This window comes from Sphingobacterium sp. 40-24, from assembly GCF_001899705.1.
Taxonomy (GTDB): domain Bacteria; phylum Bacteroidota; class Bacteroidia; order Sphingobacteriales; family Sphingobacteriaceae; genus Sphingobacterium; species Sphingobacterium multivorum.
Genome location: NZ_MKWH01000009.1, coordinates 161156 through 178376 on the forward strand (window position 1 = coordinate 161156; position 17221 = coordinate 178376).

Sequence of the window (17221 nt, forward strand, 5' to 3'; positions counted from 1 at the left end):
CAAGACATTACGCAAGGACTGGTTAGCCCTTCGCTAATAATGCTTCGATAAGGGTTAAATTCATACGCTGTATTATTACGGTATATACTACATCACTGCTTTAACAATACCTCAACAATACTGCATGTATACTTGAACCCCACTGAAAAGCCTTAAAAAAGCCGACGTGTTTATCCTTCATTTTCTTTTAAGATCCGCAAGAAATTTTGTCCCATAATCTTCGCAACATCCGTCTTTGTATATCCTCTTTCCAACAGCGCTTTGGTCAGTAACGGAAATTTAGAAACATCTTCTAGACCTTGGGGTGAGGATTCTATGCCATCGAAATCCGAGCCTACAGCAACATGGTCTATACCCACTTTTTTGACCAAGTAGTCAATATGATCCAATAATTTCGACAGTGGAGCATCGGCTTGCTGTTGAAGTTCCTTTGGCAACTTTTCATACATGGCCCAGGTACTCATTTTTGTATCCCCGGTATCACCAAATTTACTTGTATACAACCCCTTAAGCCTTGTTTCATAGGCAGGATCCAAAAAACCTGAATAAAAATTCACACCAACAACGCCCCCATTTTTTTTCAGCGCCTCTAATTGTTCATCTTTCAGATTACGGAAATGTGGACATAATCCATAGGCGTTGCTATGCGAAACCAAGATCGGTTTGGTCGTTATCGACAGCACGTCATAGAAAGTCTGCTCTCCTCCATGAGACAGATCAATCATCATCCCCAATTCGTTCATTTTGCGGATAATTGCTCGCCCTTGCGCTGTCAACCCCTTATCTTTGGAACGCATATCTCCCGATTCCATCGCGGCACAGCTTGCCCAAGGCAAATTGTAGTTCCAGGTCAAAGTGAGGTATTTGGCGCCGCGCTCATGAAGCCGGACCAGATGGTCAACACTTCCTTCAATCATATTTCCACCTTCCACACCGATCAACGCAACTATTTTACCTGTTTTTAAGATCGCATCGATGTCACCTGAAGATTTTGCCAAACTTATTTTATCGGCATTTGCTGCAATCATCTTTTCTAATGCATCGATCTGGTCATTGGCATGCTTAAATGCTCCGGATTTCCACTTAGCGTCATCGGACCACACAGCAAAGACCTGCACATCTACACCGCCTTCCCGCAGTCGAGGCAAATCTGTCGCTCCCGTACTTATTCGCTGGCCGATATCTTTTCCCTGGAAAATGGACTCATAAATCACATCATTGTGTCCGTCGACGACCACCAAATCTTGGTGTATCTGTTTATAGCCTTGACTATATCCAACATTGCTGAGTGTTGTCATTGCTAGTCCAAGTAATAAGAGGCTTTTTATCATTTTTGACTTTCATTGATCGTTTCATAAATCGCGTCCTGAATCCTGCTCCTGATATTCAGATCCAAAAGTCTGGTACTCACCTGAGGATGTACACGATTGGATAAAAAGATATAAATCAACTGATTTTGCGGATCGATCCAAATACATGTTCCTGTATAGCCCGTATGTCCGAATACAGTGCTATTCGCTAACTTAGATGGATATTCATTTTTCGGATTCGGATCCCAGCGGTCAAAACCTAATCCCCGCCGACTGCTTGCCGATTGCTTGGAGGTAAATAAATCGATTGTTTCTGTTTTAAAGTAACGCTCACCTCCATACTCGCCTCTATTCAATAGCAACTGACCATAGATTGCCAAATCATTTGCGGTAGCAAATAATCCGGCATGCCCAGCAATACCGCCAGCCATTGCCGCACCCTGATCGTGTACATAGCCTTCTAACAATGTTTTTCGAAAGGAGGTATCCTGCTCGGTAGGAACGATTTCATCTTTTGCAAAACGCTCGCGGGGAAGGTAGCCCGCACGGGTCATCCCCAATGGTCTATAAAAGTTTTCCTGCACATAATCTTGCATGGGCTCAGCAGTCTGATGTTCTGCAACTTCTTTCATAACATACATGCTGATATCACTATACACATAATTTCCCGTTGGTTTTACCGGTGATTTTAGCATCTCTGGCCACATGATATCGCGGTAATAATTGTTGAGGATATAGCTGTTATCGGCCATTTTCACCTGATGATTATCGTCGGCGGCCGACACAACATCGCCCCCCTTCAGATATTTATAAAAGGGAATAAAAGGTGTAAACCCCGCTTCATGTAACATGACGGAACGAAGCTTGATATCCTTTTTATTGGTATACTTTGCCTGCCACAGGTAGTGTCCCATGGTACTATCCAAATTAATAATATTCCGCTCGGTAAGACGCATAATGACAGGAGTAGTTCCGGCAATCTTACTGACAGATGCGAGATCAAAAATATCAGTTGTTCTCGTGGAAATAGCTTTCGCATACGTGTGAAATCCGTAAGATTTCTCCAAGAGCACTTGTCCGTCTTTCACGATCATGACTACAGCTCCTGGAGTTGCCTGCTTATCGATGGCTTCTTGTGCAATGGCATCAATTTTCTTCGTCAATTTAGTCAGGTTCAGATTAGAACTTGAGGCAGCGCCATATTGTATTCTTGTCTGTGTGGTTTTGACGTTACCGACGGTAATAGAAATCCCACCAAAGATAGACATTGCCATCTGCTGCTGTCCAATTTCTGAAAAAGGAGCAAGCAATTCGATCAAATCAGATTGTGGATGCTCAGATAGGCTCTTTTTGTTTTTGTCATTTTCAAAAAAATGGCAAAGGATAACTTTTTTATTGTTTAATACAGCCTGCTTCAACTGTGTTAGACAATCGGCATCTAAATCATCTTCCTTTCCCGCCACAATAACGGTATTATAATATTTGATGTCCTCATCAAATTTATTAAAATCAAAAACTTTGGTGTTTGCATAACGAGCCAGTTGGTCTGTAAACATCCTATATTTTGCCGCGTTAGGAACAACAACTGCGATACGAAGTTGATCCAGATTTTTTAAAGGCAGCAACTGATCAAGGTTATTAAACAGTATCGTTTCGTTTTTAATCGTAGACTTATATTGAGCAAACAGGGGGCTAATACAGAACAAACCTGCAAATAATGCCCCAAAAAATCGTTTTTTCATTCTGCTTTTATCGTTTTTTAGGTTCTATCAAATAAAAATACGAATTATATAACGAAGGAATAGGTTAGTACGAAAAAAAATCAATTTTGTTACTTATACCTATTGCGCATTTCTAAATTGATGTATTATTATTTGCCATCCTCTTCAGGCTAAACGCAGCGACGTTCCTGAAACCTGAATTGGCATTGCCCCCAATTGCATCATGAAGGTTTTTTCTGTAAGTTTGACTAATGCCAGAATTGATTCAAGATAAAACGATATTTTCCTTGCTGGAAGTCAGCCGCAGTATCCAAAAGACACTTGCAGAGCGGTATAAGAGTTTGTACTGGATCAAAGCTGAAATGAACAAGCTCAATCATTATACGCATTCTGGCCACTGTTATCCTGAACTGGTAGAAAAACAGGATGGAAAAATTGTCGCTGAAATTCGGTCGATCCTATGGAAAGCTGATTACAATCGTATCAACAACAATTTTCTTAAAGTCGCGCAAGAACCTTTACGAGAAGGGATCACGATGTTATTTCAGGCAAGTATTTCCTATGATCCCATGTATGGGTTAAGCTTGCGCATTGTTGATATTGATCCGACTTTTACCTTAGGTGAACTTGAAAAGGAGAAGTTAGACAGTATTCGAAAGCTGAAAGCAGAGGGCATATATGAGTCTAATAAATTACTGGAGTTTCCTGTGGTTCCCAAAAGATTGGCAATTATTTCAGTAGAAACAAGTAAGGGGCTTTCTGATTTTTACAAGATTATTAATCAAAACCCTTGGGGTTACCGCATCGAATCCACGCTCTTCCCTGCATTGTTACAAGGAGACAAGTCAGTACCTTCTATTATAAATCAACTTGCCATTATTGCTGAAAAAATAGACAGGTACGATGTGGTCGCCATCATCCGTGGTGGAGGCGGTGAGGTTGGTCTTTCCAGTTATAACAACTACTTGCTAGCTCGTGCTATCGCTATATTTCCCATCCCCGTATTGACGGGTATTGGGCATTCGACGAATTATACAGTTAGCGAAATGGTAGCCTATAAAAACGCGATTACGCCCAGTGAGCTGGCCGATTTTCTGATTCAGAAGTTTCATAATTTTGCTATTCCAGTCGATCGGGCTGCAGAGCGTATACAGCAGCTCATTCTTACCCGATTTAAAGAAGAGCACAATATCTTATCTCAACTGGCAACGCATATACAATGGATCGGAAAGAGAGAAATTCAGACCTCGAGGGCGGCCATCCAGCAATTTCAACATGATCTTAACGCCTTGTTAAAATTGCGCTTTTATGAGCACAAAACGGCACTGGCTCATACCGAACGAATTATTCAGCTATCTGATCCAATTAGACTATTGAAACAAGGTTTTTCAATTACTAAGGTTAACGGAAAACTACTGCAGTCGGTGACACAAGTATCTCCCGGCGATGTAATACAGACGATACTCGAATATGGAGAGCTTACCAGTACTGTGACAGATAAATCTCCGAAGGAAGACCTAGATGAGAACAATACTTAATTTGGCATCGCCATACAAAATTTAAAGAAAGCATATCAAGCATAGCATAATGGGACAGAATTATACCTACACAGATGCCTTTAACGAGTTACAAACTATCGTGAGGGAAATAGAAAATGGCACAACAAACATTGATGAGCTCGCGGGAAAAATCAAGAGGGCTTCCGACCTCATTCAAGTCTGCAAAGCCAAGTTAACAGCGACGGAGGACGAAGTAAACAGTTTATTACAGCAGATAACCCCGACTCAGGAAACGGATGATGATGAATAAATAAAGCAAACAATATCGTAATTCCTTAATATTGATAGGCCACCACCTGCCTATCACGCCGCAGGGTTGCTACAAGCGCTCTATGCTGGTTAACATTCCCCGTCAATCGCCATACGGTATTCAAACTTTCTTCGTTATACCGTTGACTTATGACGACAGCTTTAAAGCCCATACTTCGGATTAACTGTTCCGTATGTTCAAAATCTGCCTCAGATAAGGTCTGCAGTTCATAGTCTTTTATCTTGTGATAATTGTCAATATAGGTTTGTAGATAAGTTAGCAGCGCTAATATCATCAGAACCAAGCCCACACCAATAAAAGCTAAAAATATATATCCGGCACCAACACACATACCTAAAGAAGCTGTAGCCCAAATTGTCGTAGCGGTCGTTATACCACTTACTTTATTGTCTTCTTTGAAAATCACGCCTGCACCTAGGAAACCGATACCCGTAATAATATTTGCGGCTAATCGATCTGGATTTGCCAAGCCAATTTTTAACGAAAGAATCGTAAAAAGACAAGATCCAAAGCTCACCAATATAAACGTCCTCAAACCCGCAGACTTATTGCGATATTCACGTTCAATCCCGATCAGCAGGCCTATTAAGACTGATAACATAATAAGCAAAACGTCTCGCGTTTCGAAAGGTTGAAATAGGTTATCCATGAGTTTATGTCTTCTTCATCCAATTTAAGAAAAATAGGGAATCTATCAAATGACCTCCCTATTCAAGAATAACTCTTTATCGATCCAATACATCGGAACTTTAATCAGCAATAACGATATATCATAGTAAGCTTCATTTTCATCGACCTAATACATCGGCACTTCAATTAGCAGCAATGATGCATCATAGTAAGCCTCAATGCTTATTTTTTCTGTTTCGTATAAACCAATGGCATCCCTTCTTGAAAGCATTTCATTTGCTACAGCGATCTTTCCTTCCAAAACAAAAAGATAAAGTCCATTTTGCTCAGAATGAACAGTATATTCTATCTTTTTACCTGCCTCTAGGTCTCCCAAGTTAAAATAGGCATCCTGATGTATATGTACAGCATGGTGATCCATTTTATCCGGTGAAACAATCGTTGCAAATTTATTGTGCCGATCCAGTTGAAGGTAGGATTTCTGATCGTATCTGGGCTCCAACCCTATTTCGTTGGGGATTACCCAAATTTGTAAAAATTTAACAAGATCCTTCTGATTGCTATTAAACTCGGCATGCTGCACACCTGTACCTGCAGACATGATCTGCACTTCTCCTGTTTGAATCGTACGGCCATTGCCTAGACTATCCTGGTGTATAAGTGTCCCTTCGAGTGGTATACTAACAATTTCCATATTGTGGTGACCATGCCGATCAAAACCTTGTCCGCCCTCTACCTGATCGTCATTCAATACCCGCAATGCACCAAAATTCATTATTTCGGGATCAAGATACTGTCCAAAACTGAATGAATGTGCACTTTTCAACCAGCCAAAATCGACGTGACCACGGTCATTTTCCCGATGTATTATCTTTTGCATGTTGTCCTCCTTACTGCATAAGCTTCTCGCTATCAGGAGGCAAAACCCATACCAACGGCAATATGAAACCAAAATCTGCCAATTTGTCAAAAGACATTGCTACAGCGCTTTTAATTTATCCGGAGCAAACGAATGAACAAGTGCACGAGCAAGAATTCTATTCGGGTCTATGAGAATCATCCCATTGTGATCCCGTTCGGGAATAGCCAAAGGCAATTCTGCACAACCCAAAATAATGACCTGTGCGCCTTTCTTTTTCAGGTCGTCCATGACCAACAATAGATCCTCTCTTGCTTTATTCGCAATCGGTACCGGTTGGGCCTTTATTCCATAGTCTTCATCATAGATTGCATTATTTACCTTCTCTTGCTGTGTTCCTTCAGGCTCAATAACAACGAAACCTTTTCGGATAAATGCTTCCCGATATAAACTACAGATCTGTTCTCCTGCAGTAGATAAAATGCCTACTGTCGTGTCGGGATAATTTTCCTCTACAAACCGAACCGTTTCATGAACGATATGCAATAGTTTTAACCCACTCCCCATACGCGCCATTTCATCTTGAACAACCGAAAAAATAGGTTCTGCATGTGCCGTATTGGACGGAATCGCGGCTATGGTCGCTCCAGCCGTTTCAAGTTGTCTTAAAATTGCGGCAATAGCCTTACCGGGATTAACATTGGATTTATCCAATAAATGCGCCGTACGATCAGGGATCAAGTTTGGACATGAGAATAACAAGAGCGGCAAGTGTTCCTGATCGGACCTTGCCGCCGTCTCATCTATAATTTTCTTCGTAATATCTAAGCCTCCATAAGGGCCTAGTCCGCCTACTATTCCAATCATAAAAACTATTTTTATATCATAGATATAACCAATAGTCCTAAAAATGGTTTGTAGAAATTACCATTCTATGGACTGATCTTCGTCAGGAATCTGTGTATTTAATTGCCGCTCCAAGATCAAAGACCCCGAAACCTTAAACTTAATGGCTGTCGTAGAAACCAAGGTATAATCCGTAAACTCATAATCCACATTATTTACCGTAATATAACGATGCAAGAGGTAAGGACGTACAGCATCCATCTGCTCCGAAACAGTATAACTGGCATCTTTTTTAACAGAAAATTTCATATTTGGATTTTCAGCCCGAAATGTAACACCTCCAGTTTCATTAAACGTTGCAAAGACCTTATAATTCTTCCTGTCTTTGCGATCTTCATCAATGTTCCCTGCATAAAAGAAAATTGTATTTTCATCGACTACATAGCTTCTTATTTGACTCTTTACAATCGGAGTTTCACTTTCATGCCCATCCATCACGACTTTTAAGGCTGTACCGCTGTAAGTTCCTGAATAATTATTGAAAGGATTGACACGCAGCAATGCTTTCTTATAATATTTCCTAGGGTTTATTTTGTATTTACCCGCCGGATCCTCCAAAATAGTCAGTGGAAGAACCCATTTTTCGGCCATATCTATTCCTTTGAGCGAAAAATCGATAGCCATTAATGCGGTGTTCTCCCCCGACTTTATATTCACGGTCTCAGGGATAGAAAAATACGTATTAGTTAGCTGTTTGTAATAGAAATCTTGCCTGGTCTGGAAACGTTCATAATTCAATATGCCCAAGGTATCGGGATCCACCGCAATACGTACTGAAAGATCCGTATTATTTGCGGTTGAACCACTCACCTCCAATGGCTGTAGAAATGTCGTTTTTTGCCCCTCTTTATACCGGACATAAATATTTGCGACCCCCTCATTTTCCAAAGGGGCCTTAAATGAAATGTACTGTTCAAATTGTTCCTCTTTCCATTCATCGTTGCATGCATAGCATATGCATAATACCATCAGGAACAAAAGCTGTATAGATGACTTTTTCATAAATTGCATAGTTGATTAATCATTATAAGTCCAACCAGGGTTTTGTGTTAAATTTTTATTGCGTTTTAGCTCTGTATGACTAATTGGCCAAAACCACATTTTATCTGCAAAGGTCGTTTTCAATGTCCAGATTGCAACGGGTTGATAAAAAAGATCGCGTTCCTTTTCATTCATTAGTACATTACAGCCATAAACTGGGAGAGCCTCTTCCACTGGAGCGTCCATCCAGCGACGTAAATCGTAATAACGTTGCCCCTCGCCCATCAACTCAATAAAACGTTCACGTTTTATTGACTTACGTAAATCATCCTTACTTCCATATATACTCGCCGAAAAATCAGGAACTCCACCTCTAATGCGAACGGGCTGAATACCTTTCTTAATTTCAGCAATATCACGACTTATGGTATAACTTCCCCCACGCCAAGAAGGAATCGTAAAAGAGCCACTTAATTCATTTAATGCTTCGGCATACATCAGTAGTATATCGGCATAACGAATAGCGGGTTCTGCTTTGGGGACCACACGAGATGCAACACCACCTTCATAAGTATCACTTGGATGAACAAACTTTTTAACCCCAAAACCCGTACGTAACCAATATCCATTGGCAGAGTTAAATCCATTGCCTTTCGGGTCTGCACTATAATAAAAGATCTGCTTATTTCGATTTTCCTCTTTTGTCTCATTCAGCAGGGTCCAGAAACTACCACTGTAAGCTACTGAAGCATAAAATCTCGGCTCACGATTTGCATATTGTAAAGAAACTCCGGCACGTAATGGCCTGTATTTTTTTGCATTATAATCGTCCTGAGTAACATAACCTGTACTTCTATTCGAACCATTACCGCGTCCTATTTCTTTATCCTTACCTGGTACATCTGTCCCATCATTCATATAATAGGCGTCGACCAGTTTCTGTGTTAATCCATGTGTATTCCATCCTGTTGCAGAGCGCGGTAATTGATGAATAACCATTTGGTCAATTCCTTCATTGGGCTGATTGCTGCCACGTGTAAATATCAGCTCAGGGTTACCTGAGGCGGACAAGGTACCGTCAAAGACCTGTGCGTATGATTTCGTTGGATCAATATTTGCCCATCCCTCAGGCCAGTTTTTATCTGAAAAATTATGATCCTCAGGTGGTTTGACTGTCGCATCATCCCCTGTTTCCTGAAAAGGTGCTGTATAAAGTTTGTATATTCCCAATTCCATCACATCCCGGGCCGCCGCCGCCGCCTTCGCCCATTTTTCTTCTTTGAAGTCAACAGACAACAATCGTTTTCCTTGTTTGTCTACCAATAGTGCCGCATAGCCGGAATTATTACCATTGGCTAACGGACTTGCCGCATAGAGCAGTACTTTCGCACGTGCTGCCAATGCAGCACCAACAGTTGGCCGTGCCGAACCGTCCTGCCCGCGCTTCATACCTAAGGATTCCATTTCTTTAGCAGCCTGTAACAACTCATCGCTAATATAAGTTGCACATTCCTCATAAGTGCTTCGCGGAATAGCCAGATCGTAATAACTATCCGTATAATCCAACCCTTCATTGGGCAATAATGGAACCGGACCGTATTTCCGTAGCAATAACCAGTAAAGATAAGCTCTTGCAAAACGTGCCTGTCCGCGATAGTCTGAAATTTCAGCTACAGACATTTCGGTATTCATATATATGTTCTGAATAAAAGTCGAAGCATTACGAATGCCAAAATAGCATTGCGTCCATGTACCTTGTTTATCTGCTTCCGTATATTCTCCCATCTTGAACATATTGTAGGACAACTCATTTTTCGATGGATCGTATACTTTATCCCGATCACCATAGTACATATCATCCGCAAAACAATGCGGCGTTAAGCCTTTACTCGCTACATCCGCATTCTCACCAATAAACTGCTGAAATACTTCGGCCAACCATTGCTCCGAGTACACCTTACTTTTAAATGTCTTCTCTATGGTAAGACGATCCTTGAAATATTGATCGGACTTTAAGTAATCTTTTTTGCAGGATGAGAATATACATATTCCCAATACAAGCAACATGGCTATATTTAGTTTCTTTCTTTGCATCTTAATAAGTTTTATAGGTTGACATTGATGCCAAACGTAAACGATTTAGGCAAGGGATAATCTTCTCCTCGTGGAGATGCCAGCTCAGGATCCCAAAGCTTGAATTTCGACCAGGTTAGCAGATTACTTCCAACCAAGAAAATACGAATGCTATTGGTTTTTATTCTGTTGGTAAGTTCTTTTGGCAAGGTGTAACCTATATCTAATGTCTTGAGACGGATATATTGGCCATTACGGAGCCAAAAGGTTGACTCTCTAAAATTATTCGGATTCTCACCATAACTCAGTCTTGGATAAGAGGCATTGGGGTTTTCTGTTGAGGGGTCACCAGATAGGTCTGCCGATATCCAACGGTTATCGCCCATCACGCCCTTCAACACTTGCCCCCATTCACCCTCACTAAATGCATACACTGTCTTTCCATAGGTAAAGAACGTCGATTTTCCGGCGCCCTGGAAATGAACGCTGATATCCAAATTCTTCCAGCTCACAGATGTACCAATACCATAAACAAGATTTGGCCGCCGCGTAGCCCCTATCGCTACACGGTCACCGTCGTCTATAATACCGTCACCGTTGACATCTTTATATTTGATATCCCCAGGCTGGTAGGTTCCGAAGGTTTGTTTCGGACTATTCCGTATATCATCATAATCTTTAAACAACCCTAATGCTATAAGGCCCTTCGCCTGATCCACCCGATAGCCTTTCTGATTTTGATAACCGTATACATTATTTTCTTCATCGATCTCCGTGATTGTATTCTTACTGAACGTAACATTGCTGCGTGCAGTCACATTCACTTCGCCAATCTTTTGCCTATATTCAAGACGCCCATCAAAACCTTCAGATTTTACAGCCCCTACATTTGCACTTGGCACACTCCCTAGTCCAACCATAATTGGCAGGTGTTTTCTTGCCATATAAATCCCTGTCCGTTCCTCATTGAAGAAGTCCAAATTCGCAACAATCTTATCTTTAAGTAGGGCAACGTCGAAGCCTAAATTTCTTTTTGTGGCCATTTCCCAAGTGACATTTGGTGAAGCGACCTGTGTATACTGCATTCCATTGAAATAACGGTCGAATCCATAATCGGCCCATTGATAACCATTGTTTGCGATTTCTCCGATGGTATATAGGTACGGGAATCTTACCCCGCCAGCCAACTGATCATTACCAACCCTTCCCCAAGAATAACGAACCTTGAACATATTCAACCAGGATATATTATTTTTCACAAAAGGCTCCTCTCCGATATTCCAGGCTGCTGAAAAAGCCGGAAAAAATCCATACTGTTTTCCTGGTGCAAAGTTTTCTGAGCCGTTATACCCAAAATTAAAATCAGCTATATAACGCGATTTCCAATTATAGGTCAGTCGTCCCGCGAGACCCTGATTTCTTCTTGCAATTCCATTTTTAATGTCATCGCCAAGATCGACCGTCCGAATAAGGGCATCACGCGTAAAGCGGGCAACTGCACCAATATTATGATCACCAATACTACGGTCATAATTGAACATCATGTCATAAAATTCGCGGCGTTCACCACTGGCAGTACTCGACTGATACAATTCATGCGGATCGGAAATATGCGTAAATACCAAATTTCCATTTTCATCACGTGCACGTTCTGCCCGCCACTGTTCAGGCCATTTACGACGGGAAATACTATTATCATTGTTGGTATCATAACCAATAATTCCCCTAAACCGCAATCCTTTGGTTATAAAATCAAAATTTTGCTCAATAGAAATGTTTGTCTGTATTTTGTTTTGCCAATTCTCATTATACCCTGTCTGTGTAGCGACAACCCAAGGGTTTGTCTGATTTCCTGTACCAATTGCTGGAACATAACCATTTGAGTATATAACAGGAGTACGAATTGGTGAATAGCCAAATAATACCCCCCAGAAATCATTATCTCCCAAACCCGGGCTATTCCTTTTATTGAGGGAGCCTGCAACGCCAATTTTCAGAACTGTGCTTTTGGTCACGTTAATATCGGTGTTCAACCGATAGTTATATCTTTTGTAATTTGCATTCGTATTGTAATCATTCCGCAATGTTTCATCCGTCTTGTACATTCCGCCTTCATCAATATAACTCCCGGACAAAAAATAACGCGCGGTAGATCCGCCGCCGGTCATATTCAGATTGGCACGGTAGGTCATCGCCCCATCTTTGAGCAACAGATCCTTCCAATTGACATTAGGATAAAGATCTGGATCCAATCCCAATCGTAATATTTCTAATTCCTCAGGTTGATAGATGGGTGCGAAATTGCGGGTAATGCGCGCTTCGTTCAAGAGATTGGCATACGTAACGCCATCTTCAAATTCAGGCGTAATGGTGCGGGTATTATAGATATTCTCATCTTTGAAATTGATATTGATCTTCCCGTCTTTACCACGCTTTGTGGTAATTAATATAACACCATTAGCTCCTCGAGAACCATAGATTGCAGTAACGGCAGCATCCTTTAACACCGTAAAAGTCTCTATATCTTCAATATTTATGTCATTAATATCACGTTCGATATTGTCCACCAATACCAGTGCAGAAGAACCGCCCCCAAACGTGGATATCCCCCGAATCCAGAATTCGGAAATATTTTTTCCAGGTTGGCCCGACTGTCCCATTGCAAATACCCCGGGCACATTACCCGCCAATGCATTCGACAAACTTGATGTTGGATTTCCTTTCATGGTGTTTACATCAACACTACTCGTTGCCGCCGTCGATGTGAGTCTCTTTTGTGTACCAGTTCCTGTTACAACAACCTCTTCGAGCACACTGGTCTCTGATTCTTTCAATGTCACATTGACAGCATGACTATCCTTTATTAATATTTCTTGTTTTACATAACCTACAGAAGAGAACACGAGGGTCTTGTAACGTTCCACTTTAATCTTAAAGTTACCCTTGTTATCTGATGTCGTCCCGAGCCCAGGAGCATCCTTTATGGAAATGCTGACTCCAACAACAGGCGCATTTTTAGCATCGGAAATGGTACCTGTTACTTCCAAAATATCCTGTGCCAACACACCGAAAGTGGCACACAGAAGTAACATAAATGTTAGTAATATTTTATTCATCATCTTTTCTCAGGTTAGTCTTGGTTATTTTCATCCATTTCTTCCAATGCTATTTTGCGGATCCGTCGATTCTCGCGGTCGCCAATATAAAAAGCACCTTCTTTCTCATTATAAGCGATACCTGAAGGACGGTCAAATCTTGCTTCTTCTCTCAAATCACCGTTAACGTAACCATAGGGATTTGCATTTAGGCTTGAACTGCCACGACCAGCAAAAGTAGTTACTGCCCCCTCCGGTGTAAGCACACGTATGGCATGATTCATAAGGTCTGTAAAATAAAAGTCATACTGATCTGGCTTACCTGCTTCTACATAGGCTTGATTTTTCACAAACACACCTTGGTAAGGCTGATTGACACGAGCGGATGATCCGACACCATCCTTGTATCCCGATTCCCTGACTTTTCCACAAACAAGATAAGGCTGGTTAAAGCGTTTCTTTTCCCAGTTGTAATCGGCACGCATAATATAGCCTTGGTTAATGACCAAAATATACGCGTAATTTCCACTTGGATGAATCAACGCCCGATACTCCCATTCAGGATCCTGAATAACATACAGAAACTCTGCTTTAGTCGTTTTATCTATGAAATATTGATTCAGGTCGAAACGGTAAAACTCTCCTTTCGCGTAACTATTAAAGTACATTTCACCATTGACCGGATGAACGGATGCCCCATTACATTGCTTACTTCTTGTCAAGACCTCTTTATCCAAAAAGTTCCTGGCTCGTGAAAATAGCAAGGTAGATTCATCATTCTCTCCCCCACGATCCTGAGCCACAATCATGTAATTACCATCTAAAGAAAAATCAAGACTACGTGGACGAGAAAAATCCGAACGCTTTTTGGTAATTGTACTATCCTCAAAATTAACGAGATAAAGTCCATTGTTATCATCGAAGGTTATCCACAGATGCTTCGGATTTAATGGATCAAACTTCATAAAAGAGGAAAGCCAAAAGCCGCTTGCCATCTGATTCTGATCCGCATCTTTAAACTTCCCATCTTTCCACGGTTCATCGCCGCGAGCGTTTCTATAACCTGCCAGAGTTGATACAACAAGTTTACGCTCATAATCAAAATTTGACTCAGCCTTTCCGATGACAGGTCTCGCCTCCCCACCAACACGCACTTCGATGTCACCTTTGAAAGCCTGTTTTGGCACGAGACAGTAAAGAGACGTCCCCAAAGCATTAATAACCACAGCCTTTTTCCCACCGATAAAGACGGAAACATTTTTTGGATCGTTTCCAAAGTTTTTTCCATAGATCACAAGCCGTTGCCCCATCCCGCCTGTTTTTGGAGTGAAGTCCGAAACAACTACAGGTTGCGACGGATCAAAGGGCACACCTTCTGGAATACTGCCAAGATTGTCGTTCTTGCAGCTTCCAAAGCCCAAAATAAGCACCATAATAGGCCAAATCATCCGATTTAGAAACCAACTATTAGTCGCTATTTGTTTAGTTCTCATAAGGTTTTTAATTGATTAGAATTTATTCTATAAACATTACATATAACCGCCAATGAATCCCAGATTCATTGATCTTCTGATACATCCATTAAAATTTCGTCAGCATAAAAGCTATTTTAGGGGGTATTTTTAGGACGAACGGATTGAGGCCCGCCTCATCATCGAGCGAACGATTAGTTTTAATTTCCACATAATTGGTTACTTTTATATAAAGCTAAATGGTATTAGCTTTCTTAAGCTAAAAAAAAGACTCTAGGACAATCGCTTCAAAGTCTTCCGGTTTTTAAAATTACTTTTCTACTAATTTTCTATTTTATACACACAATAGATTATTGACCTTATCCGTTCACGTTCCAACGTTCTACATTATTTTTCTTCACGAAGAAAATGGACGAATGATTTCTGATTTGATTTTCTAAATGCTTCTCTAAGGTTTTCTTTCTATAATTGATTACTCAAATTTAGGGATTGTAAAGATGCTGATACTATAGAATTTTCTCAATAATATGCTTATTTGTATCACACAAAATAAAGAGGATACGCATATTTTCGCATACACCTTTCTCTGGCTATTATCTCGAAAAAAGTATTGTTATGTGAAAAACTCTTCTCTTTGGCTAATTTTGGAATTATCCGGTCTTCAAGAATTGTCGATTGTGAGGTGAAATATCCGATTAGTATCTTATGAATCAAACGGTATCATATATTGTTCTCTCGAATACAAACAAAAAAACCTGCAAAATATTTGCAGGTTTTTATCTTTTGTAGCCCGTAGGGGAATCGAACCCCTGTTTCAAGAATGAAAATCTTGCGTCCTAACCCCTAGACGAACGGGCCTTTTAATGCAACTCCAATAACATTGTTGTTTTTGGAGTTGCAAATATAGACCTTAAAATCAGTATTCCAAAAATAATTTTAAATATTTTTTAAATAAGGTCGAAACCGATATCTCTTCTGAAGTATTTACCTTCAAAATATATCCTTCCGGCATCTGCAGTTGCCTGCTGAAGGGCTTCGAACAGCGAATCTTGCAATGTGGTAACAGCAATTACACGTCCACCTGCAGTAACAATCTTACCATCTACTTCTTTCGTACCTGCTTGAAATACGATGGATTCTTTGACATTTTCAATATTGGCGATCTCTTTTCCCGACTCATAATCTCCAGGATAACCTCCCGCAACCAACATGACAGTTACGGCAGTTTTAGGAGATACTGTATAGGAACGTTGCTCCAGATTACCCTGTGCAACACCTTCCAGCAAATCTAACAGATCCGATTCAATACGCGGCAATACAGATTCAGTCTCTGGATCTCCCATACGAACATTATACTCGATGACATAAGGCTCTCCTTCCACATTCATCAAACCGATGAAAATAAATCCTTTATATGGAATGCCATCTTTTTTAAGTCCTTCAACTGTCGGCCGGATAATACGCTCTTCTACTTTATTCAAAAATGTCTCATCTGCAAAAGGAACCGGAGATATCGATCCCATGCCCCCCGTATTTAGGCCTGTATCGCCTTCTCCAATACGTTTATAATCTTTTGCAGAAGGAAGTACTTTATATGAATTACCATCTGTCAAAACAAAAACAGACAATTCAATTCCTTTTAAAAATTCTTCAACAACCACAACCCGGCTAGCTTCTCCGAATTTTGAGTCTGCGATCATCGCTTTTAGCTCCGCTTTGGCATCTTCCAGCGTCTCACAGATCAATACTCCTTTGCCTGCTGCTAAACCATCAGCCTTAAGCACAATCGGCAATTTTTGCGTTTCAAGGTAAGTCAATCCATCTTCCAATGATGTTGCATCAAACGATCTTGAAGCGGCAGTAGGTACCCCATGGCGATCCATAAACTGCTTTGAAAAATCTTTTGAGCCCTCCAATTGAGCGCCCTCTTGCTGCGGCCCTATTACCGGGATATTTTTTAAATCTTCCCGATTTAAAAAATAATCATGAATACCTTTTACCAAAGGCTCTTCGGGACCGACGAGCACCATTTGCACATTATTCTCCAAAACAAAGGAAGCAATAGCAGCAAAGTCGGTAACTTTAATATTTACATTCTGACCATACGCACCTGTTCCAGCATTTCCTGGAGCAATAAACAATTGATCTAAACGTGGACTTTTCGACAACTTATAGGCGAAGGCAGATTCACGACCTCCTGAACCGATTATTAGGATATTCATAACACAAAGATATTTTTTTTATGCTAATTTTAAGGTATCAGATCGTTTAAAATGAGACTAATATTTTGATTTATAAATTGATTAAAGGAAAAATATTTTCTAATTTTCATAAAACATTAGTC

The 17221-nt window shown here is 40.6% G+C and carries 12 protein-coding genes and 1 tRNA gene; 2 read left to right on the forward strand and 11 right to left on the reverse strand.

Going from position 1 to position 17221, the window contains the following annotated elements; genetic code table 11:
* Positions 1-170: 170 nt before the first annotated feature.
* Complete coding sequence (locus BGP15_RS03940; protein ID WP_286768774.1) at positions 171-1331, reverse strand: dipeptidase; 1161 nt, start codon at positions 1329-1331, stop codon at positions 171-173.
* A complete protein-coding gene (locus BGP15_RS03945; RefSeq protein WP_286768775.1) occupies positions 1328-3052 on the reverse strand; it encodes a serine hydrolase domain-containing protein in 1725 nt (574 codons plus the stop codon). The genes BGP15_RS03940 and BGP15_RS03945 overlap by 4 nt, the downstream gene beginning before the upstream one ends.
* A 230-nt stretch (positions 3053-3282) precedes the next feature.
* Here BGP15_RS03945 and xseA point away from each other — a divergent pair, with 230 nt between their 5' ends.
* A complete protein-coding gene (gene xseA, locus BGP15_RS03950) occupies positions 3283-4569 on the forward strand; it encodes an exodeoxyribonuclease VII large subunit (RefSeq protein WP_286768776.1) in 1287 nt (428 codons plus the stop codon).
* A gap of 49 nt (positions 4570-4618) precedes the next feature.
* Entirely contained in the window at positions 4619-4840 is a 222-nt protein-coding gene (gene xseB / locus BGP15_RS03955) for an exodeoxyribonuclease VII small subunit (protein WP_070562394.1), read from the forward strand.
* Positions 4841-4865: 25 nt separating this feature from the next.
* On the opposite strand, the gene BGP15_RS03960 is transcribed toward xseB, so the two are convergent.
* From BGP15_RS03960 to purD, 9 genes are all read right to left on the reverse strand, one after another.
* Entirely contained in the window at positions 4866-5510 is a 645-nt protein-coding gene (locus BGP15_RS03960; RefSeq protein WP_286768777.1) for an MgtC/SapB family protein, read from the reverse strand.
* Positions 5511-5657: 147 nt separating this feature from the next.
* The gene (locus BGP15_RS03965) at positions 5658-6371 is read right to left on the reverse strand and encodes a pirin family protein (RefSeq protein ID WP_286768778.1); all 714 of its coding nucleotides are present in this window, start codon (positions 6369-6371) and stop codon (positions 5658-5660) included.
* Positions 6372-6470: 99 nt separating this feature from the next.
* The gene (locus BGP15_RS03970) at positions 6471-7217 is read right to left on the reverse strand and encodes an aspartate/glutamate racemase family protein (RefSeq protein WP_286754164.1); all 747 of its coding nucleotides are present in this window, start codon (positions 7215-7217) and stop codon (positions 6471-6473) included.
* Between the two features lie 57 nt (positions 7218-7274).
* Positions 7275-8258, reverse strand: coding sequence for a DUF4973 domain-containing protein (locus BGP15_RS03975; RefSeq protein ID WP_286768779.1), 984 nt, complete (start codon positions 8256-8258; stop codon positions 7275-7277).
* Between the two features lie 15 nt (positions 8259-8273).
* On the reverse strand, positions 8274-10331 hold the full coding sequence (locus BGP15_RS03980; protein WP_286768780.1) for a RagB/SusD family nutrient uptake outer membrane protein: 2058 nt from the start codon (positions 10329-10331) through the stop codon (positions 8274-8276).
* Between the two features lie 11 nt (positions 10332-10342).
* Complete coding sequence (locus BGP15_RS03985; protein ID WP_286768781.1) at positions 10343-13429, reverse strand: SusC/RagA family TonB-linked outer membrane protein; 3087 nt, start codon at positions 13427-13429, stop codon at positions 10343-10345.
* 11 nt (positions 13430-13440) lie between these two features.
* A complete protein-coding gene (locus BGP15_RS03990; protein ID WP_286768782.1) occupies positions 13441-14898 on the reverse strand; it encodes an IPT/TIG domain-containing protein in 1458 nt (485 codons plus the stop codon).
* A 765-nt stretch (positions 14899-15663) separates the two neighbouring features.
* Positions 15664-15735, reverse strand: a tRNA-Glu gene (locus BGP15_RS03995).
* An 89-nt stretch (positions 15736-15824) separates the two neighbouring features.
* Positions 15825-17099, reverse strand: a complete 1275-nt coding sequence (purD, locus tag BGP15_RS04000; protein WP_286754185.1) for a phosphoribosylamine--glycine ligase — start codon at positions 17097-17099, stop codon at positions 15825-15827.
* Positions 17100-17221: the final 122 nt, after the last annotated feature.